General features: G+C 52.6%; 22 protein-coding genes. 16 read left to right on the top strand and 6 right to left on the bottom strand.

All coding sequences use genetic code 11. The annotated features are described in order from the left end of the window. Positions 1–3 precede the first annotated feature (3 nt). From Pelsub_RS10250 to Pelsub_RS10240, 3 genes are read right to left on the bottom strand one after another with little or no spacing between them, the layout of a single operon-like run. The gene (locus Pelsub_RS10250; RefSeq protein ID WP_116223833.1) at positions 4–1,470 is read right to left on the bottom strand and encodes a glycogen synthase; all 1,467 of its coding nucleotides are present in this window, start codon (positions 1,468–1,470) and stop codon (positions 4–6) included. A 4-nt stretch (positions 1,471–1,474) separates the two neighbouring features. Next, positions 1,475–3,451 carry an amidohydrolase family protein gene (locus Pelsub_RS10245; RefSeq protein WP_116223834.1) on the bottom strand — a complete coding sequence of 659 codons (1,977 nt, stop codon included), beginning with the start codon at positions 3,449–3,451 and terminating at the stop codon, positions 1,475–1,477. Continuing rightward, positions 3,439–4,602, bottom strand: a complete 1,164-nt coding sequence (locus Pelsub_RS10240) for a competence/damage-inducible protein A (RefSeq protein ID WP_116223835.1) — start codon at positions 4,600–4,602, stop codon at positions 3,439–3,441. Before Pelsub_RS10240 ends, Pelsub_RS10245 begins: the two co-directional genes overlap by 13 nt. A 467-nt stretch (positions 4,603–5,069) precedes the next feature. On the opposite strand from Pelsub_RS10240, the gene hisG reads away from it, so the two are divergent. The 14 genes from hisG to Pelsub_RS10170 all read left to right on the top strand — a co-directional run bounded on the left by hisG (position 5,070) and on the right by Pelsub_RS10170 (position 17,089). After that, positions 5,070–6,080 (top strand): ATP phosphoribosyltransferase, encoded by a 1,011-nt coding sequence (gene hisG, locus Pelsub_RS10235; protein ID WP_116223836.1) that lies wholly within the window; start codon positions 5,070–5,072, stop codon positions 6,078–6,080. Then, entirely contained in the window at positions 6,077–7,390 is a 1,314-nt protein-coding gene (gene hisD, locus Pelsub_RS10230; RefSeq protein ID WP_116223837.1) for a histidinol dehydrogenase, read from the top strand. Before hisG ends, hisD begins: the two co-directional genes overlap by 4 nt. Then, positions 7,387–8,481 (top strand): histidinol-phosphate transaminase, encoded by a 1,095-nt coding sequence (gene hisC / locus Pelsub_RS10225; protein ID WP_116223838.1) that lies wholly within the window; start codon positions 7,387–7,389, stop codon positions 8,479–8,481. Before hisD ends, hisC begins: the two co-directional genes overlap by 4 nt. A 3-nt stretch (positions 8,482–8,484) precedes the next feature. Continuing rightward, on the top strand, positions 8,485–9,075 hold the full coding sequence (hisB, locus tag Pelsub_RS10220; RefSeq protein ID WP_116223839.1) for an imidazoleglycerol-phosphate dehydratase HisB: 591 nt from the start codon (positions 8,485–8,487) through the stop codon (positions 9,073–9,075). Then, positions 9,072–9,683 carry an imidazole glycerol phosphate synthase subunit HisH gene (gene hisH, locus Pelsub_RS10215; RefSeq protein WP_116223840.1) on the top strand — a complete coding sequence of 204 codons (612 nt, stop codon included), beginning with the start codon at positions 9,072–9,074 and terminating at the stop codon, positions 9,681–9,683. Before hisB ends, hisH begins: the two co-directional genes overlap by 4 nt. Beyond that, positions 9,676–10,407 (top strand): 1-(5-phosphoribosyl)-5-[(5-phosphoribosylamino)methylideneamino]imidazole-4-carboxamide isomerase, encoded by a 732-nt coding sequence (gene hisA, locus Pelsub_RS10210; protein WP_116223841.1) that lies wholly within the window; start codon positions 9,676–9,678, stop codon positions 10,405–10,407. Before hisH ends, hisA begins: the two co-directional genes overlap by 8 nt. Next, positions 10,397–11,170 (top strand): imidazole glycerol phosphate synthase subunit HisF, encoded by a 774-nt coding sequence (gene hisF / locus Pelsub_RS10205; protein WP_116223842.1) that lies wholly within the window; start codon positions 10,397–10,399, stop codon positions 11,168–11,170. The genes hisA and hisF overlap by 11 nt, the downstream gene beginning before the upstream one ends. 1 nt (position 11,171) lies before the next feature. After that, positions 11,172–11,507: a phosphoribosyl-AMP cyclohydrolase gene (gene hisI, locus Pelsub_RS10200; protein ID WP_116223843.1), complete on the top strand. Its 336-nt coding sequence runs from the start codon at positions 11,172–11,174 to the stop codon at positions 11,505–11,507. After that, on the top strand, positions 11,488–11,775 hold the full coding sequence (hisE, locus tag Pelsub_RS10195) for a phosphoribosyl-ATP diphosphatase (protein WP_198418339.1): 288 nt from the start codon (positions 11,488–11,490) through the stop codon (positions 11,773–11,775). The genes hisI and hisE overlap by 20 nt, the downstream gene beginning before the upstream one ends. Further along, on the top strand, positions 11,772–12,860 hold the full coding sequence (locus Pelsub_RS10190; RefSeq protein WP_116223845.1) for a hypothetical protein: 1,089 nt from the start codon (positions 11,772–11,774) through the stop codon (positions 12,858–12,860). Before hisE ends, Pelsub_RS10190 begins: the two co-directional genes overlap by 4 nt. Positions 12,861–13,156: 296 nt before the next feature. Continuing rightward, positions 13,157–13,546, top strand: coding sequence for a YraN family protein (locus Pelsub_RS10185; RefSeq protein WP_116223846.1), 390 nt, complete (start codon positions 13,157–13,159; stop codon positions 13,544–13,546). After that, positions 13,530–14,480, top strand: a complete 951-nt coding sequence (gene miaA / locus Pelsub_RS10180; RefSeq protein ID WP_116223847.1) for a tRNA (adenosine(37)-N6)-dimethylallyltransferase MiaA — start codon at positions 13,530–13,532, stop codon at positions 14,478–14,480. Before Pelsub_RS10185 ends, miaA begins: the two co-directional genes overlap by 17 nt. Before the next feature lie 108 nt (positions 14,481–14,588). Further along, on the top strand, positions 14,589–16,532 hold the full coding sequence (locus Pelsub_RS10175; RefSeq protein WP_126440491.1) for an ATP-dependent nuclease: 1,944 nt from the start codon (positions 14,589–14,591) through the stop codon (positions 16,530–16,532). A 122-nt stretch (positions 16,533–16,654) separates the two neighbouring features. Continuing rightward, positions 16,655–17,089: a pyridoxamine 5'-phosphate oxidase family protein gene (locus Pelsub_RS10170; RefSeq protein ID WP_116223849.1), complete on the top strand. Its 435-nt coding sequence runs from the start codon at positions 16,655–16,657 to the stop codon at positions 17,087–17,089. A gap of 167 nt (positions 17,090–17,256) precedes the next feature. On the opposite strand, the gene Pelsub_RS10165 is transcribed toward Pelsub_RS10170, so the two are convergent. Beyond that, the gene (locus Pelsub_RS10165; protein WP_116223850.1) at positions 17,257–18,933 is read right to left on the bottom strand and encodes a glycoside hydrolase family 113; all 1,677 of its coding nucleotides are present in this window, start codon (positions 18,931–18,933) and stop codon (positions 17,257–17,259) included. 363 nt (positions 18,934–19,296) lie between these two features. Then, entirely contained in the window at positions 19,297–20,133 is an 837-nt protein-coding gene (locus Pelsub_RS10160) for an HAD family hydrolase (protein WP_116223851.1), read from the bottom strand. Between the two features lie 298 nt (positions 20,134–20,431). Between Pelsub_RS10160 and Pelsub_RS10155 the strand changes: the two genes are divergently transcribed. Beyond that, positions 20,432–21,196, top strand: coding sequence for a PIG-L deacetylase family protein (locus Pelsub_RS10155; protein WP_158675071.1), 765 nt, complete (start codon positions 20,432–20,434; stop codon positions 21,194–21,196). Between the two features lie 62 nt (positions 21,197–21,258). On the opposite strand, the gene ftsH is transcribed toward Pelsub_RS10155, so the two are convergent. Continuing rightward, positions 21,259–23,112, bottom strand: a complete 1,854-nt coding sequence (ftsH, locus tag Pelsub_RS10150; protein ID WP_267896264.1) for an ATP-dependent zinc metalloprotease FtsH — start codon at positions 23,110–23,112, stop codon at positions 21,259–21,261. A 176-nt stretch (positions 23,113–23,288) separates the two neighbouring features. Here ftsH and Pelsub_RS10145 point away from each other — a divergent pair, with 176 nt between their 5' ends. Further along, on the top strand, positions 23,289–24,104 hold the full coding sequence (locus Pelsub_RS10145; RefSeq protein WP_116223853.1) for an alpha/beta fold hydrolase: 816 nt from the start codon (positions 23,289–23,291) through the stop codon (positions 24,102–24,104). The last annotated feature ends 62 nt before the right edge of the window (positions 24,105–24,166 follow it).

The raw sequence follows: 24,166 nt of genomic DNA, 5'->3' as shown, positions 1-24,166 counted from the left end.
TTACTATGTTAATAATTCCTGATATAGCTGCAGGTATCGTTCAGCTGAATTTTCCCAGGAAAAATCCTGAGCCATGGCGCGCAATTGGAACCGTCGCCACTGGCCCTGATCGTTGTAAGCTTGCAGCGCTTTACGCAGCGCAGCACCGAAAGCTTCCGGGCTGGCTTCCTCGAAAAGGTAACCGGTACGGGTTTCGTCGGATACATCGTCAATAGTATCGCGCAGACCACCCACGGAACGCGCAACCGGGATGCAGCCGTAGCGCATGGCAATCATTTGCGAAAGCCCGCAGGGTTCGTAACGCGAGGGCATCAGGAAAATATCTCCGCCGGCATAGAGCTGGTGGGACAATGCAGCGTTAAATTCAAGGAAAGCGCGCAGGCGATCAGGGTAACGGGTTTGCAGTCCGAGCAGTGTTTTTTCATAATTTGGATCGCCGGTGCCCAGCACGATCATATTCCAGTCCAGATCGGTGAGCTGCGGGATGGCCGCAATGAGCAGGTCGGTGCCTTTTTGGATGTCCAGGCGCGTCACTGCTACCAGCAGAGGGCGTTTGTCCTGCGGGTCAAAACCTGCCAGCTCCAACAGAGCAGATTTGTTGGCCTTTCTGCTTTCCAAATCTTCCGCGCTGAAGTTGCGCGTCAGGGATGTGTCCTGCAAGGGATTCCACAGATGTGTATCAATACCGTTTAATATCCCGCTGGTGCGGTATTCGTTTTGGCGGAAGAAATCCTTAAGGCCGTTGCCGAATTCCTCTTCTTTGAGCTCTTCTGCGTAAGTGGGCGAAACGGCCGTAATGTGATCGGCGGACTGCAAGCCTAAAATCAATGGGAAATGCAGCGACCAGGAAGGCAGGCTGTCGGTGGGCGGCAGGGGCGGAATGCCGAATTCATCCAGCACTTCACCGGTACCGGCGCCCATAAAGGGCAGGTTGTGGATGACCAGCAGCGAGCGGGTACGGCTGAAAAAGGGTTGTTGGCACAAAGTATGCTGTAAATAGTAAACCGATACGGCCGTGTGCCAGTCGTTGGCGTGGATGATATCCGGCTGCCAATCCAGCAGGCGGGTCAATTCCAAGGAGGCCAGTGAGAAGAAGATATACTTGCGGGCATCCTGCAGGGGTGAAGCACTGTACACGCTGGAAAAACCGCCGGCACGGCCGGCGCGGCGGATGAAATAGTACGGCAGGCCGTTGTGCGTATGCATGAAAACCGAACCTTTGGCGCTGCCTTTTTTCTTTGGCACTTTAAGGTCGGTAACTTTTATGAATTTGGATTGATCGACATTGATAGCTTGATGAAAAGGCAGTCCAACACGGATATCCAGGGACTGCCCGGATTTATTCGCAGCGGCAGCCAGGGCGGCCGGTAGTGAACCGGCGTAATCACCCAGGCCGCCGACTTTATAAAAAGGATCGGCTTCCGAAGCCAGAAATAAAACCTTAAGCGGATTATCTCGACTGGCTGTCATGGGCCTAATGAGCTTCTACAATTTCGATGTAGTCCTTGACAATTTTCTTGCCCTGGGCTGCACCCAGCAATTGAATCAAGTCGGCAATGAGCAGTGATTTCTCTTCGGCGTCCTTCTCGCTCCATGTGCGGGCTTTGACTTCCAGGAAGAAACCCAGCGCGGGTTTTTTAATCTCATCTACGTTGATGAAGAATTCCTCACCCTTATATTCCACCAGGTAGCGCAAGCGATCCTTTTCAACTTCTGTTTCGGATACAGGCTTGAAGTACTCACGGTAGAAGCGCAGGCTTTGGTCGGCAGGGGCGATGAAGCGGCTGCGGGAAAGCATGACTTCCTGCGGGAAATGATGTTCACGCGTGGCGCCGATCAGAGTCAGGCGCGAGCGTACCTGAGAAATGGAGCCGTTCTTCTCAATGAAGTGGTCCTCGCGGAAGCGCAAACGCCCTTCGTCTTTATCCTCAAAGTACAGGTAGGTATCGTATTCATGATAGTGGCGGGACCGTATGATATTAAGGGTGCCGCTGTTCAGATTTTCAAGGATAGGAGACGGATCTTCGATGGCAACCTTGGTCTGAACCTCAAATGACTCTTCCTGGCTGGCGCCGCCAATGGCGATCAATTTGGAAAGGATGGATTTCTCGCGTTTGACGATGAATTTATCGATTTTCGCAGCGACAACCTGGCTCTCCTTGATGAGTGCTTCTTCATCGATACCGGGGATGACATGGTCGATCATGATCCACTTGCCATTGACCAGCATGTCGGTCACGTCGGTGGCTTTTCCGGCATAGACAATCTGGGAATAGACGCCATTCTCATCGTGGCGGAAGGCCGGACTGTTGTGGATGGTCGCCAGATTGAACAGGATCAAGTCAGCGCGTTTACCGACTTCCAGCGAACCGGTCAAGTGATCGACGTGCATGGCTTCCGCGCCCATGCGGGTAGCCATCACCAATGTCTGCACGGCGGGAACGGCCGTGGGGTCGCCGCTGGAGCCTTTGGCCAGGAAAGTGGCCAGGCGCATTTCTTCGAAGAAGTCCAGGTCGTTGTTGGAGGCAGTGCCGTCCGTGCCGATGCCAACCTTCAACCCCAGGTCGAGCATGCTCTTGACCGGGGCAATGCCGGAAGCCAGTTTCATGTTAGAGGAAGGATTATGGGCGACACCCACTTTGGCGTGCTGCAGGGTGCGGATTTCGCCGTCGTCGATATGCACGCAGTGGGCGGCGATAGTCTTGGCTTCGAATACGCCCTGTTTTTTGGTGTACGGCACCACCGGCATGCCGTTTTCCTTGCGCATGTTTTCCACTTCTTCTTTGGTTTCAGCGATGTGGATATGCAGCGGAATATCGTATTCCAATGCCAATTCGGTACAGGCCTTGAGGATCTCGGGCGGGCAGGTGTAGGGCGCGTGCGGCGCGACCGAGGGAATGATCAGGGGATGGTCCTTGAATTCCTCGGCGAAATGGCGCATCTTTTCGAGAGCTTCCTCATAAGAGCGCGCGTCGGGCGTGGGGAATTTCATGACCGATTGTGAACAGACCGCGCGCAGGCCGATATCGGCAATGGTGTGCGCGATGGTATCTTCGAAGTAGTACATGTCATTCATGCAGGTGATGCCGGTGCGGATGGATTCGGCCACGCCGATCTTGGTGCCCAGGGCCACAAACTCCGGCGAGACAAACTCGCGCTCGACCGGCATCATGTAGCCCAACAGCCAAACGTCCAGACGCAGATCGTCTGCCAGACCGCGCAGCATGGTCATGGGAATGTGGGTGTGCGTGTTGATCAAGCCGGGCATGAGTACCTGGCCGCCGCAATCTTTGACCTCCTCCGCGCCATAAGCTGCCAGAATATCCTTTTCAAAACCGACCGCCGCGATGGAGTCGCCTTTGACCGCCAGCGCACCGGGGGTGTACTGGTGCAGGTCCTTGTCCATGGTCAGGACGATGGCATTCTTAAGGATCAGATCTACTTTTTGCATATGTCACCTTTCGTTTGAATGATTGTTTCCCGTAACGTACCGAGCAGGTAATTCTTCAATCCCAACGGTATGAGGGCCGGGTGCCCGCCAAAGCTGCGCTGAGAGGGGTAATTGACACCATCCATATGGACGAGGACATCCACAACTTTGGGCTGGCTGGCGTCCGGACAGGTAATTGACACGTAATTGTGTTCCTTTTTATCATTGTACAATGTTTCCAAAGTGGGCGCAGGGACGCCGTGGCCGGAAATGAACTTCAGGGAGGTAAATATAGGCAGATTGATAATTTCGCCCGCGACTTCCTCTAAACCCTGATCGATAAACAGGTCGAAAGCCAGGCTGTGTTGGCTGAGCAGTGCTGCGACCACATCATCCAAGGTTTCGCCATCGCTGCCGTAGATCTTGATGCCTAACAGGCGGCGCACTTTGGCCTCAACCGGTTGGATCAGGCGTTGGGCCAGTTCCGCGCTGGCGGCCTTGGCGGTGATGCGCACATCCACCTGCCCGGGGTGCGCGGCCAGGCCAACGGTCGGGTTGCTGAACGCTTCCAGGTCAGCCACCAGCTCGTCCACGTTGGATTCACCCATGCCGGCGGTGTGCAGCGTGCGCGAAAGGGTGATGCCGGCCAGGTCGTAGCGGCTTTGCAGCAACGGCAGGACGTAATCGAGCAGCAGGGTTTTCATTTCGGAGGGCACGCCCGGCAGGCTGATGACGATCTTGCCGTCTTTTTCGTAGGCAAAAGCCGGGGCAGTGCCGACCGGATTTTCAATGGCCAGCGCGCCTTGGGGCAGGTATGCCTGGCGTTTGTTGTTCTCGGAGGGCTGGCGGTTATAGCCGCGGAAGCGCGCGATGATCTGCTCCCATAGTTCGGGATGATATTCGATTTCGACGCCAAAAGCGGTCGCGACAGCCTGACGGGTGGGGTCGTCCACGGTAGGCCCTAGGCCGCCAGTGGTGATGATGATGTCGGCGGATTGCAGGGCGTTCTGAATTTCGCGCGCGATGCGGGCCTGGTTGTCGCCGATGATGGCGGTCTTGAAGATGTCGACGCCGTGTTGGTTGAGGGTACGGGCGATGAAGGCGGTGTTGGTGTCCTGGGTTACGCCCAGCAGGAGTTCGGTCCCGATAGCGATGATTTGTGCACTTGGCATAGGTATTTTTCTCTTTGAAATGGTGTTTTTCAAGTTTAGCAGGGAATTTTTAAATGTCAAATTTCGACGTATGAATTAACCACAGATAAACACAAATAAAGAAAAGACTGATTTATATGCTTGATGCACACAGATGAATGATTGGGTGGAGATTTGTAGGGCGTGTTTCTACCTGTACTCATGCGTTTGGAGCAAACGCGCCATAGAATACGGCTGCTTATGAAAGCCGACCTACGGGAAAAGAGGAAATCCCGGAAAGTTGTTGACCTGTAAAAATCTCTGTGATAAAATGCGCCATCATGATTTTAATCGAACAGTTTTGCCAATTGCATCATCATCATTTCGACAATTGCCGGCCACCTTCCCGGGTAAAACTGCTTTAACGAGATTGTAAATCAGAAATTACCGAGTTTGTAAACAAGCGCTCCCCGGAAAGGGGGGCGCTTTTATTTTATCTGGAGAAATTTATGGACAAACAAAACCGCAAAATCAGAATCGCATTACCCAGTAAAGGCAGGCTGGCTGAAGGCAGTCACCAGCTATTGGCAGACGTGGGCCTGCCGGTCTTCAACCCCAACCCACGCCAGTACATCGCCTGGATCCAACTGCTGCCGGGGCTGGAAGTAATCTTCCAACGGCCGGGCGATATTGTCATCAGCGTGCGCGACGGCAGCGTGGACTTTGGCATCACCGGGCGGGATATCTACCTGGAGAAGAAGGGCGAAAACGGACAAATCCTGGAATTACACAACCAACTGGGTTTTGGCAAGTGCTCCCTGAACGTGATTGTCCCGGATGAGCTGAATGAGATCAACCAGGTAGCGGATTTGCAGGCCTACCAACAGGCGCTTGGGCGGCCTTTGAAGGTGGCCACTAAATTCCCCAATTTGGCCAGACAATTTTTCACGCAGGAAACAAACATACCCATTGAGGTGATTCAGGCGGAAGGCGCCCTGGAAATCGCGCCCACTATTGGATATGCCGACCTGATTGTGGATTTAATTTCGACCGGCACCACATTGCGCGACAACCACCTGAAGAGGCTGACGGACGGTAAACTGTTTGACGCGCAGGCCTGCCTGATCGCCAATCGTGAAAGGCTGAAAACCAATCCTGAGACCCTGAAAATCGCCACACAGATGTTGGAAATGATCGGCGCGCATTTGCGCGGGCGGCAGAACCTGGCCATCTTTGCCAACGTGCGTGCCAACAGCCCGGAAGAAATCTCCGAACGCATCCGGGACAAGCCGGTCATCCGCGGGCTGCAGGGGCCGACTATCTCAAGGATCCTGTCGCAGAACGGCGAGAATTTTTATGCCCTGCACATCATCGTGCGCAAGGAAGAGCTGCATAAGACGATTGGCGAGCTGCGCAAGATTGGAGGAAGCGGCGTGGTGGTCGCGCCGGTCAATTATATTTTTGAAGAAGAACCGCAAGAAATAACCGACATGATGAAAGCATTGGAGAGTGAGAAATGAAAATCTTTTCCGTAGAAGAAGCCAAGAAAACTATTTTGAATCGCAAAGCCCTGAACCGCATCGATTATTCGCCATTAACCATACAGCGCACCGAAGCTTACTTCGGCAAGGGCGTCACACCGCCGCAGGCGGTGGAAATCATCCTCAATTCGATCGAGGCTGAAGGCGACGCGGCCTTGATCAAGTGGTCAAAACTACTGGACCGTTTTGAGGGCGATAGCATCCTGGTGCCGCAGGAAAAACTCAAAGAAGCCTGGAACAACCTGCCTGTGGAGATCCAGAAAGTCTTGCAGCAGGCGGCCGACCGCATTCGCGCTTTTCACGAGAAGCAGCCTATCCAAAGCTGGATCTCGGAGGACATGGGCGGCATGCTGGGGCAGCGCTTCACGGCCATCGAACGCGTGGGCGCATACGTGCCGGGCGGGACGGCGCCGCTGCCATCTTCGCTGCTGATGAGTGTCATTCCGGCCAAGGTGGCGGGTGTAAAGGAAATCTATGTGGCGACTCCGCCTGAGGTTGATCCATCCATTTTAGCCGCGGGGTACCTGTGCGGTGTGGACGCGCTCTACCAGGTGGGCGGGGCACAAGCTATTGCCGCCCTGGCATTCGGCACCGAAACCGTACAGCGCGTGGATAAGATCGTAGGCGCCGGCAACCTGTTTGTTACGCTGGCGAAAATGCAGTTGTTCGGCACGGTGGGGCTGGATGGCATTTACGGGCCGACCGAAACGGTGGTGATTGCCGACAGCAGCGCCAACCCGGCTTGGGTAGCGGCAGACTTGCTGGCGCAGGCCGAGCACGACGTGCAGGCCACGGCCATCCTGTTGACGCCGGATATGGACCTGGCGCGCGAAGTGCAAAAAGAGGTCAAAGAGCAGACCGCAAAATTGAGCCGCGCGGACATCATAGAGGTTTCCATCGATAACGCCGGCGGTATCGTACTGGTGGATTCCATTGACCAGGCCGCCCAATTGGGCAGCGACTTTGCCACCGAGCACTTGTGCCTGTCGGTGCAGGACCCTGAAGCGCTAATGGACAAGATCAACAATGCCGGCGGTTTCTTCCTGGGCGACCATTCGTTTGAGGTATTGGGCGATTACGTGGCCGGCCCCAGTCATGTCATGCCGACGGGCGGCAGCGCGCGCTTCAACTCGCCCTTGAACGTGCTGGATTTCGTCAAGCTTTCCAGCGTAGTGGGCTTGGAAGATAGCAGCGCGCAGGAACTGGGAATGATCGCGGCCGAGCTGGCTGACCTGGAAGGGCTGACCGCGCACGCGGCTGCGGCACGCGCCAGAGCGGTGCAAAAATGAGCCGTGCACAGGAATTTCTGCGCCCAATGGTGCGCGAGATGCCGGGTTATGAACCCATCCTGTCCGTAGAACGCATGACGGCCGAATATGGAATGGCGCCGGAGGAACTGATCAAGCTGGACGCCAATGAGAATCCCTACGGCGCGTTGCCGGAAGTGCGCGAGGCGTTGGGCAGACTGGCTGCACCGCAAATCTATCCCGATCCGGAATGCAGCGCGCTGCGCCAACGGTTGGCGTGGTACCACGGTGTGGAAGAAGAACGCATCGTGGTGGGCGCCGGGCTGGATGAGGTCATTGATCTGATCATGCGCGCCTGCATCGACCCGGGCGACGCCATCCTCAACTGCCCGCCAACCTTCAGTATGTATGCCTTCGATGGAGGTATGCGCGGCGCACGCATCATTAATGTTGCGCGCAAGGCTGATTTCTCTCTGGACATGGACGGCATTAGAAAAGCCGTCGAAACGGAACAACCCAGGCTGCTGATCCTGCCCAACCCCAACAACCCGGACGGCGGCGTCCTCAGTACAAATGAATTTCAGCAGTTGGCTGAGCTACCGCTGCTGCTGGTGATGGACGAGGCCTACATCCAGTTCTACGGTGAAGAGCATTCGGTGATGGATGAGGTTGCGAAGCGTGACAATTTGGTGGTGCTGCGCACCTTCAGCAAATGGGCCGGGCTGGCCGGGCTTCGTATCGGCTATGGCGTCTTTCCGGTTGAAATCGCGGCGGCGCTGATGAAAATCAAGCAGCCTTATAACGTCTCGGTAGCGGCTCAAGTGGCCGCAACCGTCACCATGGACAACATCGGCAAGACCAAAGCGGTGATTGCCCGCATCCGTGAACAGCGCGAGGTTTTGTGTGCAGGCCTTGCGCAGATCGAATGGCTGGAAGCGCTTCCCTCGCAAGCCAATTTTGTATTGTGCCGCGTGAAGGGCAAAAAGGCCAGACAGGTAACGGAGGAACTGCGCAAGCAGGGCATACTGGTGCGCTGTTTCGACCAGCCCGGATTGTCCAACGCGCTGCGCATCAGCGTGGGTACGGCTGAACAAATGCAGCGGCTTTTAACAGCTTTGAAAGAATTGAGGTGAGTTATGCGGACTGCAAGCGTTGAACGCAAGACTAACGAAACAGATATCACCCTGAAATTGAACCTGGATGGCAAGGGCATCGCAAAAATCGAGACCGGGGCGGGCTTTTTTAACCACATGCTGACCCAGATCGCGGTGCACGGCTTGTACGACCTGGAAGTCAGGGCCAAAGGCGACCTGGAAATAGACGCACACCACCTGGTGGAGGACTGCGGCCTGGTGCTGGGCACGGCTTTCCGGCAAGCGCTGGGCGACAAAGCCGGCATTGTGCGCATAGCCACTGAAATGGTGCCCATGGATGAATCCCTGGGGCAGGTGGTGGTGGACTTCTCCGGGCGGCCATACGCAGTGGTGCAAACAGCCTGGACGGCTCCCATGGTAGCGAACTTGCCGGTCAGCTTGCTGGAGCACTTTTTCGAGACCTTCGCGATGGCGGCCGGTTGCAACCTGCATGTGCGCGTGCTGTATGGGCGCGACAATCACCACATGGCCGAAGCGCTCTTTAAAGCGTTGGCGCGCGCCACAGCCCAGGCTGTGCAAATCGACCCGCGCCGCGGCGGCGCCATACCCAGTTCCAAAGGCATGCTGGCATGATCGCGGTGGTCAACTACGGGCTGGGCAACCTGCATTCCGTGCAGAAAGCCGTGGCCTTTGTGGGCGGCGATCCGCAGGTGACAGATGACCCGCAAGTCATCCTGAACGCGGACAAGATCATCCTGCCCGGAGTGGGCGCCTTCGCCGATGGCATGCGCGAGCTGGATGCCAGGGGACTGACCGGCGTCATAAAGGAGGCTGCCCTGCGCAGCATTCCGCTGTTGGGCATCTGCCTGGGTATGCAGCTGCTGTTTGACGAGAGCGAAGAAAAAGGAACCCACGCCGGGCTGGAATTGGTCCCCGGGTGCGTGGTGTTCTTCCGACAGAAGGAAATCAAAGTGCCGCAGATTGGCTGGAACCAGGTAGTGCCGGCCAAGGAATCCCCGTTGACACAGGGCATTCAGAAAGGCGCTTATTTTTACTTCAACCATGGTTATTACTGCTGCCCGCAGGATGAAGCGGATGTGCTGCTGACCACCGATTACGGACTGCGTTACGCTTCCGCTGTGCAGCGCGGCAATGTGTTCGGGGTGCAGTTTCACCCGGAGAAGAGCCAGAAGTGCGGGCTGCAGTTACTCAAAAACTTTGTGGAGATGGGCAATGGGTGATTTTACAGTTTATCCGGCCATCGACCTGCGCAACGGGCAGGTGGTGCGTCTGCGCCAGGGCCGCGCGGATCAACAACAGACCTACAGCGGCGACCCGGTCGAAGTTGGCCGGGAATGGGTGCGGCAGGGCGCCCAATGGCTGCACGTTGTCAACCTGGATGGCGCCTTTGGTGAGAACACACCGGAAAATGGAAAGGCCATCCGGGATATTTTGGCGGCATTGTACGGCAAGGTACAAATCCAATTCGGCGGCGGCATCCGCGCCATCAGACAAATACGTGATTTGCTGGCGATGGGCGTTTCACGCGTGGTGCTGGGTACGGCTGTTTTAGAGAATCCGGAATTCGCTGCCAAAGCGTTGGAAGCGTATCCGGCCGATTTGCTGGCTTTCGGGCTGGACGCGCGCGGGGATGAATTGATGATCCGCGGTTGGCAGACGGCCAGCGGGAAGCGCACCGGTGAACTGGCGCAGGAATTGGCCGGCTTGGGCGCGAAAACGCTGATCTACACCAACATATTGAAGGACGGCATGCAAAGCGGCGTGGACTGGAGCGCGGCGCAAAAACTGGCAAAGGAAAGCGGGCTGCGCGTGATTGCTTCCGGCGGGACGGCGGCCCTGTCCGATATCAGCGCTGTACGCCAGGCCGGACTGGCGGGAGTGATTGTTGGGAAGGCTTTATATGAAGGCAGCTTTAGTTTGAAGGAGGCATTGAATGTTCGCTAAACGCATTGTGCCCTGCATGGACGTCAAAGAAGGACGCATCGTGAAGGGCATCAATTTTGTCAATCTGCGCGACGCCGGCGACCCGGTGGAGCAGGCCAAACTCTACGACCAAATGGGCGCAGATGAGCTGGTGTTCCTGGACATATCGGCTACGGTGGAGGGCCGCAAGACCATGCTGGCGGTGGTACGAGCTATTGCCGAGCAGGTTTTCCTGCCGTTGACCGTGGGCGGCGGCATTCGCGAGGTGGAGGATATCCGCAACTCGCTGCTGGCCGGGGCCGACAAGGTCAGTATTAACTCCGCCGCGGTGCGCAACCCCAGACTGTTGACCGAAGGCGCGCGGCGTTTCGGCGATCAGTGCATGGTGCTGGCCATCGACGCCAAACGGCGTCCCAACGGCGGTTGGGAAGTGTATGTAGACGGCGGGCGCACACCCACCGGTATGGACGCGCTGGACTGGGCGCGCGCGGGTGTGTGGGCCGGAGCGGGTGAAATCCTATTGACCAGCATGGACCGCGACGGCACGCGCGACGGCTTTGACCTGGAATTAACTCAGACCATTGCCGCAGCCGTATCGGTGCCGGTGATCGCCAGCGGCGGGGCGGGCAAGCAGGCGGATTTCCTGAATCTATTCCGTGAGACACAGGCTGAAGCTGCTTTGGCTGCGACTTTATTTCACGACAGGATTCTGGAAATCGGCGGATTGAAGGATTACCTGTCCAAGGAAGGCATCCCGATGCGCTTGATGGCGAGCATGGCATAAGATGAAGGCCTTGAAATACGATGCCAACGGGCTGTTGACCGGCGTAGCGCAGGACGCGGACAGCGGGCAGGTGCTGATGGTAGCCATGATGAACGCGGAAGCGGTGGCGGCCACGCTGCAAACCGGTAAAGCGCATTTTTGGTCGCGCAGCCGGAAGAAGCTGTGGATGAAGGGTGAGACTTCCGGCAATATTCTGGACGTGCAGGCTGTCAAAGTGGATTGTGATGGAGACGCCCTGCTGTTATTAGTAAAAACGCGCGGGCCGGCCTGCCATACCGGCAACGTGAGCTGCTTTTATACGGATTTGGATGAGGATTATGTTAAACCGATTGTATGAAATTATTGAGGATCGCAAGCAAAACCCGGCCGAAGGGTCATATACCAACCGGCTATTAAATGAAGGCTACGAACGCGTGGCACAAAAGGTAGGCGAGGAGGCGGTCGAAGTGGTGATCGCCGGGGCGCTGCAGGGGCGCGAACGAACCATCTCGGAATCCGCCGATCTCATTTATCACCTGTTTGTATTGCTGGTGCAGCAGGATATCCGCCTGGAAGAGGTGGAAGCCGAATTGGAAAGACGGCATACTAAAGCCGGCCGTTCATGAACTTATTAATCTTCGATATGGACGGCGTGCTGCTGGAGCCGCTGGGTTATCATCACGCGCTGCAGGAAACCGTGCGCCTGGCAGGGGAAGCCTGCGGATTCAGTGATGTAAGGCTGAACGCAGCGCAGATCGCGCGTTTTGAGGCGTTGGGCATCAGCAGTGAATGGCATTCCAGCGCGCTGTGCATGGCCTGGATGGCCCTGCAAAAGGAATTCGCACCGGATAGCCAGTCGCCGGACTGGGAGCGCCTGGCGGCGGTCTTTCAACGCCAACCGCAGGCCGATTCGCCCATCCGGCGCGGCGCGGCGGCTTTAGTGCAGGTAGGCCAAGAACAGGGTGTAAGTGCCGAGCATGCAACCACTTTGATGAGGGAGTGCGAATCCCTTCAGACTTCGCCGACCTTCAACTGGTTCCAGGAATTGGTGTTGGGCAGCGCGGCTTTTGAACGCATTTACGGGAAAGCCGGGCAATTGAACACGGACAGCTACCTGGAAAAGTACGATCGCAAGCTGCTGGAACCGGCGTGGGCTGGACGGGTCGCAGACTGGGCGCGCCAACCCGGATGCGGCGCGGGCATCATGACCAGCCGGCCTTCGGATGGGCCGCAGGGATATGCCCAGGAGCCGGATGGGGGGCTGGGCGCCGAACTGGTCGGGTTGGGTGAATTGCCTTTAATTGGCAACGGTGAGATGCGCTGGCTGGCCGAGAAGCTGGGCGTGACCGTGGCGGAGGTAAAGAAGCCGGCCGCCATGCACGCATTGGCGGCGCTACTGGCTGCCGGCGGCTGGCCGTTGGAGCGTAGCCTGGATTATCTGGCGGGTGGATTTCCTCACATGCGACGGGAAGACTTAGCCTGGCTGGACGGCAGTACGGTTATAGTGGTGGAAGATACCATCAGCGGCCTGCTGGCCATGCGCGCGGCCGGGGCGCTGCTGGAAGAGATTGATGTGCGGGTCAGGGTGCGTAATGTGGGCGTGGCAACCGATGCGGCCAAGGTCGCGGCGTTGGAGGGCATGGGCGCGCAAGTATTTGTGGACGTGAATTGTGCGTTGGATTGCATTTTAGCCACAGATGGACACAGATAAAAAAAAGCCTTTTTTTGGATGATTCACACAGATAAAAGAATTTACATAGACTCCTTCTACTCACTTAGGTCGGGTTTCAACCTATACTCCATTCTTTGGGAGTATACCCAACAGGAAAATCCCTGGATAATTCAGATAATGCTGATTTACTGGCCGAGATCCTTCAGTCGCTTCCCTTCGCTGCGCTCAGGACAAGCGCTCCTTCAGGATGACAGGCAAGTTAGTAGGTGTAGGTCAGGCGTTCTCGCCTAACGTTCCGTTATTCCTCCTTTGCCATAATATAATGAAAGGTACTTATGACTGAGAACAAAACCCTCACACACAACCAACGTCTGGGACGTTGGGGCGAAGAAGCCGCGCGACAATATTTACTTGCACAGGGGTTGGAAATCGTGAACTCCAATGTGCGCACCGCTTACGGCGAGATCGATGTGCTGGCGCGCCAGGGTGAAGTGTTAGTTTTCTGTGAGGTCAAGACACGCCGCACACGCACCTTCGGCCATCCCGAGGTGGCGGTGACGCCTAAAAAACAGGAGCACATGCGCAACGCCGCGCTGGACTACCTGCAAACGCATAACCTGCTGGATAGTCCCTGGCGCATCGACGTGCTGGCGATCGAAAAAGACTCCCAGGATATCAAAAATCCCGTGAAAGTGACCTGGTTCCAAAATGCGTTATCCGGTTGAAAAGCCCGTCGTACTGCTGGTCGGGCCTACCGCGGTGGGCAAGACCGCTCTGTCGTTGGAGCTGGCCGGCCAATTGAATGCCGAGATCATTTCAGCGGATTCGCGCCTGTTTTACCGCGGCATGGACATCGGCACGGCCAAGCCCAGCCTGGCCGAACGAGGAGACATACCTCATCACCTGATTGATGTGGCCGACCCGGACGAGACCTGGAGTCTGGCGCTCTTTCAGCGCGAGGCTAAAGCTATCATTGCGGATATCCAATCGCGCGGCAAGTTACCGCTGGTGGTGGGCGGCACCGGCCAATACGTGCGCGCTATCACCGAGGGCTGGCAGGTGCCGGCCCAGCAGCCGGACGCCGGCATGCGCGCCGCGCTGGAGAGCTGGGCGGAGGAGATCGGCGGCGAAGCGCTGCATCAGCGCCTGGCGCTGCTGGACCCGAATGCCGCGGCAGCCATTGATTGGCGCAACCAGCGCCGCACCGTACGCGCGCTGGAGGTGATCTTCAACACCGGCCGGTGTTTCTCCGCACAGCGTATCAAAGGCAGCCTGCCATATCAATACAAGCTGATCGGCCTGAAACGCGACCGCCCCGAATTATATGAAAGGGTGGACATGCGCATAGAGAAAATGCTGGCAGACGGCTTCGAGGCAGAAGTGCGCGGGTTGTTGGAAAAAGGTTACTCGGCGGATGCACCGGCGCTGTCAGCCATCGGCTACCGCGAGATGATTGAGTACGTGCAGGGGAAGATTAGCCTGGAAGAAGCGGTCATGCTGATCAAGCGCCGTACGCGCTTGTTCGTGCGGCGCCAGGCCAACTGGTTCAAGGAGAGTGATCCGCGCATCCGCTGGTTCGACGCGGCGCAGGATAACCATAAAGCCATTATCGATTTCATTATGAGCGGGGAAGGTTGGCAGAACGCGGAGGGGAAATAAAAAGATGTTTGGCGGGCTATGAGGTGCCCTCTGAGGTGGTGTTCATCGACAAGCTGCCGCGCACGGGGGTGGGGAAGGTGTTAAGGCGGGAGTTGGTAAACATTATTAGTGAAAGCCAGTAATAATAGAATTGGATTGTATAATTTAAATTGTTTATTTTCAGGTAAAGATATTGTATGTAGAGAAATAATTTGTAAATATTACAGAAAACGGGAACTGATTAGGGAGAATTTTAAGATGAGGTTATTTTCCTTTCAAATAAGAAATTTTAGGTCAATAGTTGATACTGGTGAGTGTAAACTTTCAGAAGTTGATAATATTGTTGTCTTAGCAGGCCAAAACGAATCAGGAAAAACAGCAATTCTTGAAGCTCTAGACTATTTTAGAAATGGACCGAGCGAAAAATTTTTAAAATTTCAAATGAGAATTGGGAGTGCGTTTACAGAGGTGATATGTAAATTTACTCTGGAAAATAATGATGCGAAGTTGCTTGGAAAATCAGAAAATGAATATAAAGATATTGTGGATAAATTAATTGGATTAAAAATTAGCTTTATCAGAAGATACGAAAAAAATCCCACAACATCAATTACAGCTACAGAAGAAACAAATGAAATAATAAATAATGTTTTACAGGAAGAATTTGAATTTTTGTGTGATGAAAATGGAGATAAAAAACCAGTTGAAAGGCAGGAACAAGAATCTAATCTATCAGAAGAAGATAGTTCATTAAAACTAGAAAAATTAAGAAACCAAATAATTGAAAATATTATTAAATTAATTCCTGCCTTTAGCTTGTATTCTGATTTCTCTGATTTACTTCCATCTGAGATATCAGTAACAAATTTAAATAATAACAATGCTGTTAAGGACTTTCAGAAGGTATTTTCTGTTGATTTATTAGAATTGTCGAAAATTTCTGACCCTCGAAATAGGAGTATAAGGATCAGAGAAGTAGAAGAAGTAGCTTCTGATGATTTCAACAGATCTTGGTCTCAAACAATTTCATCATTAAAAAAAGAAGAAAAAAAATATTCCTATTCTCTAGAAATTGAGAATGGAGAACCCAAGAAAATCATTTTTATGATAGTTGGAAATGATGGAAACCCCCTTTATCTTGAACAGAAGAGTCTTGGTTTTAGATGGTTCAGTGCTTTTCACTTAAGATTAAGAGCATTAATGGAAGAAGAAAAGCAAGAAGAAAAAAATGGATTTATTCTCCTGATTGATGAACCGGCTCAAAATTTACATGAAATTGCACAGAAGGATGTAAAAAGAATTTTAGAAGAAACATCCAAAACTGGAATACAAATTATTTATTCAACCCATAATCCCAATTTAATAGGCATTGAAAATAATGAATTAACAAGAATTAGATTGATTTCTAATGAAGAAAAAACAGGTACGAAAATAGAAAATATCACTCAGTATATTTCAAGAAAAAATAGAGGAAACATGGAAACTCTATCTCCTATAAGAGTTGCTATGGGTCTAATCAATATTCATTCTATTTTTGATAGCAATCAATATAATATTGTAGTCGAAGGGATAACAGATCATTATTATCTTTCTGCTTTTAGAGAAATGTTACAAAAGGATGAACGACTAAAATTTATTCCAGCTTGTGGAGTTGAAAATGTTGTTCACCTCGTAAGTGTTTTACTTGGTTGGGGATGCAATTACAAGGCAGTTTTTGATGATGATCCTCAACAAGGCCGAAAAGTCTATAACGACTTGAAGAAATATTTCTATGAAGAAAATGATCAAATTGCTCATAAAAACATTTATAAAATAAAAAATGCAAATGGAATTGAAGATGTATTTTCTAAAGAGGATTTTAAAAAACTTGTTATTTTAAGAGATAGAAAAAATAGTGAAAAACAAAAAGAAAATTCGATAATCGTGAAAGAATCTGGAAAAGAAATGTATGCAAGACTCTTTTTAGAAAAAGTCGAAAAAGGTGAAATAACAAGGGATTCTTTTTCAGATGAAACTATTGAGAAAGTCGAAGAAATATTTTCATGGTTATATAGTGAGTTCCTTGTTGATTAATTTATTGAATTCTGAAAAAATAATATATTTTCGATCGCATAATAATCAAAGTCTATCAGATAGACCTTCTTTTATTAATAAAAAAAATTTTTTTTAAAATACCAGGAATAGAGTCAAGTTAAATGGAACAAAATAAAATATCTTCAGAACATATTATTAACTTTCTAAAGAACATCTTAATCGCCCGCATCGCCACAATCGACGCTGAAGATCACCCGCATGTGGTGCCGGTGTGGTACGGTTGGGACGGTGAGAGCCTATGGATGAGCGCTTTCCGCAGCACGCAGAAGGTGCGCAACATCCAGCACAACCCGATGATCTCAGTGGTGATCGATACGACCACGGACCACGTGGATAACCAAGCCGTGGTGCTGGAGGGCAAGGCGGAGCTGGTGGAAGGGCCGCGCGAGTTCATGCGTAAACAGATCACCTGGATATACACGCGCTACCTGGGGGAGGAGGGCGTGCTGAAAGAAGAGCCACAATCGTGGATAGAAGATGACGAAAACTTGTTGATCAAGTTAACACCGGAAAAAGTAATGAGCTGGGGGTTATAAAGACGGTGTACTTGCCAATGGATTACCTGAGGCAATCCATTGGTAAGCATCTCCGCCCACTTCTCCTGAAGTGGGCTTCGAGTTTGAATATTAAGAGATCCTGAGTATTAGACTAATGAGGGAGCGCGAGAATTTCACGCTCCCTTGTATATTTCCCTAAGCTTTGTTTATTTCATCAGATCGAACCAACGCTGGATGACCAGCTCGGCCGGTTTACTGCGTACAGTGGAAGAATCCTGGAAGCAATATTCCGCCGGGAAGGTGGGCGTGATCCAGTAGCCCCAGGTGAGCATACCGCCGAACCAGGGTTCGTCCGCGGTGGCGCTGAGGAAGGCTTCGTACATATCCGCCTGGGCTAACCAGTCTTGTCCGACGTCCGCCGGGCAGGAGGCCATGGGTTCAAACCAGGCTTGCTGGGCGGCGTGGTCACGGCTCTGGAACGGATTGAGGAACACCAGCGGTTTGCCGAACTTCTCGTACAGGGCATCGAACTGTGTGCGGTTATCGTCCTCGAAGCTGGCGGTCAATTCGTCCAAAGTGGGATGGTCCGCGTCGGAGATGCCGCTGTAGTAATAGATGATCAGGAAGTCCAGATCGCCCAGCCAGGGCATCTGGGTCCAGTCCGAGTATTGATTGGTAAAGAGAGCCTGGGTCAGTTGGCCGTGATAAACCTGGCGCACGTCCGTGATCAGTTTCTGCCAGCGGGCAGCATTTTCTGGGACCATGGCACCGATCAACTGTTTGCCCAACGCCAGCGCTTCAACGTTGTTCGCTTCTGCTATCTGGGCGGCGTGGTTCATGAAGATACCGAACTGCTCGAACCAGCGGTCCCAATACGCCTGTACTTCGGGATCATCCGGATTTTGCTGCAGCTTATCGCCCATTTCTGTCAACGTAGCCTGACCTTCTGACCACTTTTTCGCGTCGTAAGCCATCCACTCATCGATGGATTGGTCAGCACCGGCCTGCTTGCGCTCTTCCGGCGTAATAATGTATTCCAATTCTGTCAGCAGCAGATAATTCAAGCCGCGTTCGTGTGCCATTTGGATCATTTTTCCCAAAACTTCTTCGTCCGCGGCGGAGGAATCTACAGTTGACTCCGCAATGATCTCCGGTGCTGAGGGGTCGGTATAAGCCCAGTAGTAATCATAGGCAAACCACTGCGCGCCGCCTTTTTGCATGGTATCCATGGTGGAAGCGATCGAGCCGGTGCGGGTAATCATGGGGATATAATCACCCCCGTCCATGATGGTGTGGCCAATCATGACATCTGGCAGTGAAAGGGTGCCGCTTGTGGTCCAGTTGGCGGCCACACGCAGCGGCTCCCCGGTGAAGGTTTGCCGGATCTCGCCGGTGGTCAGGTCACCGCTATTGATCGTGAAGGCCAGTTCATCGCCGGTGGTGGCGGTCAACCCCTCCAGCGTGTAATAATAAGCGCTCTGCGCTTGCAGGGGATAAGTCTGTCCCTGGTAATCCAGAACCACTTCCGAAGTGGTTAGCGGCAGGGTGACCTGGAAGGATAAGGGCGCCTCCTGACCGGCCGGTATCGCTGTGGGGATCTGCTGGAAATAGGTCGGGTCGCCTTGTGGAACGGCTGCCCCCACAATTTCTCCCAGGTTGGCATTGTCAGTCAAGAAATCTTCGACCATGCCTTGGATGTTCTGCCCGGAAGCGCCTGTGCCGCACCAGGGCGGCATGGGCCAGGGTCCCTGCGGAGGGCAGAGATGCAGGGCGGCCATTGCGATCAGAATCACGATCAAAAGTCCAATACCCAGAAGCAGGATAATCAGGCACCCTCTCGGTTTTGATTTCTTATGGGGAGTTGATGGATTCGGAGCTGACATATTTCTCCTTAAATTAAAAAAATGGTGGGATGTGATACTAAATGAGATTATATATAAATTAATAACGTATTACAACAATGTAATATAAATAGCTTACGGGCTCCCGTCTTTGGAAATTGGGAGGGTGTATTTTCGTAGGGCGCATTTCTAAATACGCATTGGAACATGATCAGGGTGCGATATCCATCTAGATGATATGAAATGTCAGTCATACCCAAAGGGTACAGGTGAATGACTAACCTACGGTTTATACCGGGCAGGGCGCATTTCCATATGCGCCAACTGAAAAATGTGCCCTGAGCACCTGCCCAGAGCTAAGCGTGGGGTGTCGAAGGGCACGATGGTGATTAAAAAGCGCAATTATTAAATTAGCAGGAATTCTTCCAGGAAGTGCGCCGGGCCTTCTTCTTCGGGGGAGGCGACCAGCAGGTCGGCGGCGTCCAGGCAGGCGGGGGTGGCGTCACCCACGGCCACACCCATCCCGGCAACGCACAGCATTTCCACATCGTTGTTGTAATCCCCAAAGGCAATGACTTGGCGCAATGTAATGCCCAGCGTTTCAGCCAACTGTGACAGGCCTTTGGCTTTGGTGACGTGTTTGGGCTGCACTTCCAGCAGGACCGGGCTGGTGCGCAGGGTTACCGCGCGGCCGTCCAAGGCTTCCTTCAACAGCGGTTCGGTTTCGAACAGGTGCTGCTCATCGAAGGGGTCGGGAATGACGCACTTGGAGGCGTTGCCTAACTGGTCCGTAAAGGCTTCCCAACTGCCGACTTCGTATAGTCCATCATTCAATAATGACCCATAGGTAGGGCGGATATTTTCGGTCATCTTTTCAATGTACATCTTATCTTTGACATACAACACCAGATCACGCCCTTCCTGGCGGGCGATGCGAATGGCGGCTTGCACCACTTCCAGGGGCAGGCAGGTCAGGGCGGAGACGCGGCCGTGGCGGTCCTGCAGAACGCTGCCGTTGGACATAATCAGCGGGATATCGATCTCAAGTTCGTCGGCGTAAGCTTTGACACCCGGCAGGATGCGCCCGGTGGCCAGGGTGGTAAGAATGCCTTTGGCACGCAGGCGGGTGAGGATGGTCTTGGTGAAAGGGGATATCTTGTGGTCTGCGCCGACCAGGGTGCCGTCAATATCGAAGGCCAGCAATTTGATTGTGGTGGGGTCGAGGTTAGGTGTCATTGTCATGGAATAGATTTTACCCGTTTTAATAACTACAGATAACCACAGATTAACACAGATAAAAAGAAAAACCTTATAAGTTTAATAAACACAGATATTGTGAAACGTCTGAGAATTGGCATATAAAGAATTACGCTCTGTTTATGTTATTTAGGCCGAGGACCTTTCCCTGAGGGGAATGTTCCGCGATCCTCGCTTTTCTCGTCAGGTTAATACTAACTGTGAATTAGGTGGTTTTCACATCCCGCTGCACAATATATCAGAAATGGAAATTTATATATAATAGGGGTTCAGGAGAATGGATATGAAAACGATATTGGTTCTCTCACCACATTTAGATGACGCAGTGCTTTCGCTGGGGGGTACGATGGCGGAAATGGCCCATATTGGCAGGAACGTAGTGGTTTATAACCTGTTTTGCGCACCCTACCACGGGCCGCTCTCGCCGGCGGCACAGCGCCTGCATGAAGGCTGGGGCGACCCGGAGGACATCACCGGACTGCGTTTGCAGGAAGACCGCCAGGCGTTGGAAGTCATCGGCGCCCAGCAGATTATCGGTGACGCGCGCGATCTGATCTACCGGCAAAGCGTGCAAGGCGACTGGCTTTATACCCACATGGAAGATATCCAGGGAGATCGCAATCCCGAGGACAATGCTTTGGTGAGTGCGTATTTTTCCAAACTAGCCGGTATGTTTACCAAAGAAAAGTTCGAGATATATGTCCCTTTGGGTATTGGCGGACATATCGATCACATACTGGCTTTTGATATGGGTGTATTGCTGCATGAGGCAGCTTACACTGTCAAATTTTATGAAGATTTGCCCTATGCCCTGCGGGAGGATTATCTTTCCGCCCGGATGAATACCGTGAAAAACATGCGGAGCAGTATCGAGCTATTTCCCCTGGAAATGCTGGATCGCAAGATTGAGGCGCTGCATTTCTACCAATCGCAGATCGATTCGCTGTTCGAAAACGAGGAAAACATGCGCGATTGGATGCAACGGCAGGCACTGCACATGAGCGGGCGCGAGGATATGGGCGGCGAGAAAGTCTGGATGCTGGAATAACCGAAATAGCCTGAAGTGAGTAAGAAAAGACCCGCTTGCTAGAGCGGGTCTTTTTAAGTTTCTTAGTTGGCCATCTTCGGAATGCCCTGATTTTTCTTGATGGGCGCGGGGAAGATCTTGTCGAACTCATCTTTTGAAAGGGTTTCTACTTCCAACAGACGGTTGGCAACCTCATCCAATTTGCTGCGGTACTTGGTGAGGATTTCCTTGGCGCTCTTATAGGCACTGGTGACTAATTTCTGAACTTCACTGTCGATTGTCTCAGCCACAGCTTCAGAATAATCGCGCTGTTCGCTGATTTCGCGTCCGAGGAAGACCAGTTCGTCTTTTTGGCCATAAACCATGGGGCCGAGTTCCGGGCTCATACCCAGACGGGTAACCATCTTGCGCGCCAGCTTGGTGACATTTTCAATGTCATTGGAAGCACCGGAGGTGATGTCATTGAAGACAATTTCCTCAGAGGCACGACCGCCCAGCAGGCCGATCATTTCAGCCATCATTTTGTTTTTGGACATCAACGTGCGGTCGTCTTCCGGCAGTGAAATGGTGTAACCGGCGGCCATACCGCGCGAAATGATGGAGATTTTCTGTACCATATCGGCTTCCGGCAGGGCAGCGATGACAATGGCGTGCCCGGCTTCGTGATAGGCGATGATGCGTTTCTCATCTTCGTTGATCAGACGGCTCTTGCGTTCCGGGCCGGCAATGACGCGTTCAATGGCTTCTTCGAATTCAGACTGACCTATCTGCTTTTTATTGCGGCGGGCAGCTAAAATTGCGGCTTCGTTCACCAGGTTTTCCAAATCCGCGCCGACAAAACCGGGTGTGGATTTCGCTAAAACCGTCAGGTCAACTTCCGGAGCCAGCGGTTTGCCTTTGATGTGAACATTCAGAATGGCCTGGCGGCCGCGCATATCCGGGCGATCCAGCACCACGCGGCGGTCGAAACGGCCGGGGCGCAGTAAAGCGGGGTCGAGGATGTCAGGGCGGTTGGTAGCGGCCATGATAATCACGTTGGTATCGGTGTCAAAACCGTCCATCTCGACCAGCATCTGGTTGAGGGTTTGTTCGCGTTCGTCGTGCGAGCCGCCCAAACCGGCGCCACGATGGCGGCCGACGGCATCAATTTCATCGATGAAGATGATGCAGGGGGAGTGCTTCTTAGCCTGATCGAACAGGTCGCGCACGCGGCTGGCACCGACGCCCACAAACATTTCCACGAATTCCGAACCGGAAATCGAGAAGAAAGGCACACCGGCTTCACCGGACACGGCCTTGGCCAGCAAGGTTTTACCGCCTCCGGGAGGGCCAACCAGCAAGACACCTTTGGGGATGCGCGCGCCGAGAGAGATGAACTTCTGCGGTTCACGCAGGAATTCAACCACTTCCTGTAATTCTTCCTTGGCTTCGTCCACACCGGCTACATCAGAAAAAGTAACTTTGGGCTGATCACCGGAGAACATGCGTGCGCGTGATTTCCCAAAGGAAATGGCGGCGTTGTTGCTGCCCTGTGCCTGGCGGAAGATAAAGAAGAAAGCCGCTCCCACCAAAATGAAGGGCAAAATATATCCCAGGAAGGAAATTATCGCGCCCCATTCGCTGGGCTGCTTGACCTCGATGGAAATATTGGAATGGTTCAGGGCATCCGCGGTGACACCGTAATTGAGCAGTTGTTCAACCAGCGTCGCTCCGGATTCCTTGATGGCAATATTTTCTGAGCCGTCTTTCAGGGTTACAACCAGGCTATTTTCATCTTCGACAATCTTGGAAACATTCCCGCTGGTGATCTGGGATGCCAATTCGTTGATAGAAATGACCGTCTGGCTGCTATCCTGGTTAATATTCATAAAAATCATCGCAACCAAAGCGATGAGAATTAGAAAATAGACAAAATTCGTTTGTCCACTTGGTTTCACGTATTCCTCCAAAAAAATTCTATATGTGCCTCAGAATTATACCAATCAATCGAACTTGACGACTTGCAATATCTTTTTATAGATATTTCTAATATGGGCTGTTGAAATGCTCAAAGGTTGAAATCTTATTGATCGTATAATTACAACGATAAAAATAATTATTCGGGGTGAAATTTATGGCAACCATACAATACGGTATTTTTAAAAACACAATTCCATACGCAAAACAAGGTACCGGGAAGAAAGTAATGCTATTCTTCATAGGCGGCCCGGGAAACGGCATTCCGCGCGGCCTTGGCTTTTCAATCATGGTGTCAGGGTTGACCCCTTTGCTAAAAGAATACACAATTTTCGCTGTTTCCCGCAAATCTGGTTTAGCTGACGGCTATACCTTGCGCATGATGTCGGATGATTATGCCGAATTGATCAAACAGGAATTCAATGGTCATGTTGACCTGGTCGTTGGAATTTCCTATGGGGGTGTTATCGCCCAATACTTTGCCGCAGATCACGCTGACCTTTGCGACAATTTAGTTATTGCTATGGCGACTCATAAGATTAATGAAAATGGGCTCAAAATTGACCAGACCTATGCGGAATTGGCCAGCCAGGGAAAAGACCGGGAAGCGGGCGTTGCGATCACCAGAGCACTTTATCCGGCAGGGATCATGCGCGGGATAATGTCGGCTTTGATGTGGGCCGTAGCTCCTTCTTTTCTTGGCAAGAAGAGCCAGACTTACAGCCGGGATGTGATCATTGAGGTAAAGGCCGAAGCGATTCCAACACCGGTGGATTTGCTAAGCCGCATCAAGACACCCGTTTTGATGCTTAACGGAGAAAATGACCTTTATTTTGAGACAGGATCTGCGCAAGAAATGGCTAGTATTATTCAAAATGCCACATCGATCGTTTATCCGGGTAAAGGGCATGAGATTTCCAGCGAAAAGCGCTTTGGAGAAGACATCCTGGAATTTGTCGCGCAGAATACCTAATTGAAGTGATAAATAGAAGTTGAAATCAGAAAAATAAAACTGTTGCCTTGAAAAACTCAGCA

The sequence above is a fragment of the Pelolinea submarina genome, from assembly GCF_003966975.1.
Classification (GTDB): Bacteria; Chloroflexota; Anaerolineae; order Anaerolineales; family Anaerolineaceae; genus Pelolinea; species Pelolinea submarina.
This window is presented reverse-complemented; position numbering and strand designations above follow the sequence as displayed.

Bases quoted from the DNA above. Each gene is read 5' to 3' on its own strand.
- Pelsub_RS10250 (WP_116223833.1), bottom strand. From the start codon at position 1,470: ATGACAGCCAGTCGAGATAATCCGCTTAAGGTTTTATTTCTGGCTTCG.
- Pelsub_RS10245 (WP_116223834.1), bottom strand. From the start codon at position 3,451: ATGCAAAAAGTAGATCTGATCCTTAAGAATGCCATCGTCCTGACCATG.
- Pelsub_RS10240 (WP_116223835.1), bottom strand. From the start codon at position 4,602: ATGCCAAGTGCACAAATCATCGCTATCGGGACCGAACTCCTGCTGGGC.
- hisG (WP_116223836.1), top strand. From the start codon at position 5,070: ATGGACAAACAAAACCGCAAAATCAGAATCGCATTACCCAGTAAAGGC.
- hisD (WP_116223837.1), top strand. From the start codon at position 6,077: ATGAAAATCTTTTCCGTAGAAGAAGCCAAGAAAACTATTTTGAATCGC.
- hisC (WP_116223838.1), top strand. From the start codon at position 7,387: ATGAGCCGTGCACAGGAATTTCTGCGCCCAATGGTGCGCGAGATGCCG.
- hisB (WP_116223839.1), top strand. From the start codon at position 8,485: ATGCGGACTGCAAGCGTTGAACGCAAGACTAACGAAACAGATATCACC.
- hisH (WP_116223840.1), top strand. From the start codon at position 9,072: ATGATCGCGGTGGTCAACTACGGGCTGGGCAACCTGCATTCCGTGCAG.
- hisA (WP_116223841.1), top strand. From the start codon at position 9,676: ATGGGTGATTTTACAGTTTATCCGGCCATCGACCTGCGCAACGGGCAG.
- hisF (WP_116223842.1), top strand. From the start codon at position 10,397: ATGTTCGCTAAACGCATTGTGCCCTGCATGGACGTCAAAGAAGGACGC.
- hisI (WP_116223843.1), top strand. From the start codon at position 11,172: ATGAAGGCCTTGAAATACGATGCCAACGGGCTGTTGACCGGCGTAGCG.
- hisE (WP_198418339.1), top strand. From the start codon at position 11,488: ATGTTAAACCGATTGTATGAAATTATTGAGGATCGCAAGCAAAACCCG.
- Pelsub_RS10190 (WP_116223845.1), top strand. From the start codon at position 11,772: ATGAACTTATTAATCTTCGATATGGACGGCGTGCTGCTGGAGCCGCTG.
- Pelsub_RS10185 (WP_116223846.1), top strand. From the start codon at position 13,157: ATGACTGAGAACAAAACCCTCACACACAACCAACGTCTGGGACGTTGG.
- miaA (WP_116223847.1), top strand. From the start codon at position 13,530: ATGCGTTATCCGGTTGAAAAGCCCGTCGTACTGCTGGTCGGGCCTACC.
- Pelsub_RS10170 (WP_116223849.1), top strand. From the start codon at position 16,655: ATGGAACAAAATAAAATATCTTCAGAACATATTATTAACTTTCTAAAG.
- Pelsub_RS10165 (WP_116223850.1), bottom strand. From the start codon at position 18,933: ATGTCAGCTCCGAATCCATCAACTCCCCATAAGAAATCAAAACCGAGA.
- Pelsub_RS10160 (WP_116223851.1), bottom strand. From the start codon at position 20,133: ATGACAATGACACCTAACCTCGACCCCACCACAATCAAATTGCTGGCC.
- Pelsub_RS10155 (WP_158675071.1), top strand. From the start codon at position 20,432: ATGAAAACGATATTGGTTCTCTCACCACATTTAGATGACGCAGTGCTT.
- Pelsub_RS10145 (WP_116223853.1), top strand. From the start codon at position 23,289: ATGGCAACCATACAATACGGTATTTTTAAAAACACAATTCCATACGCA.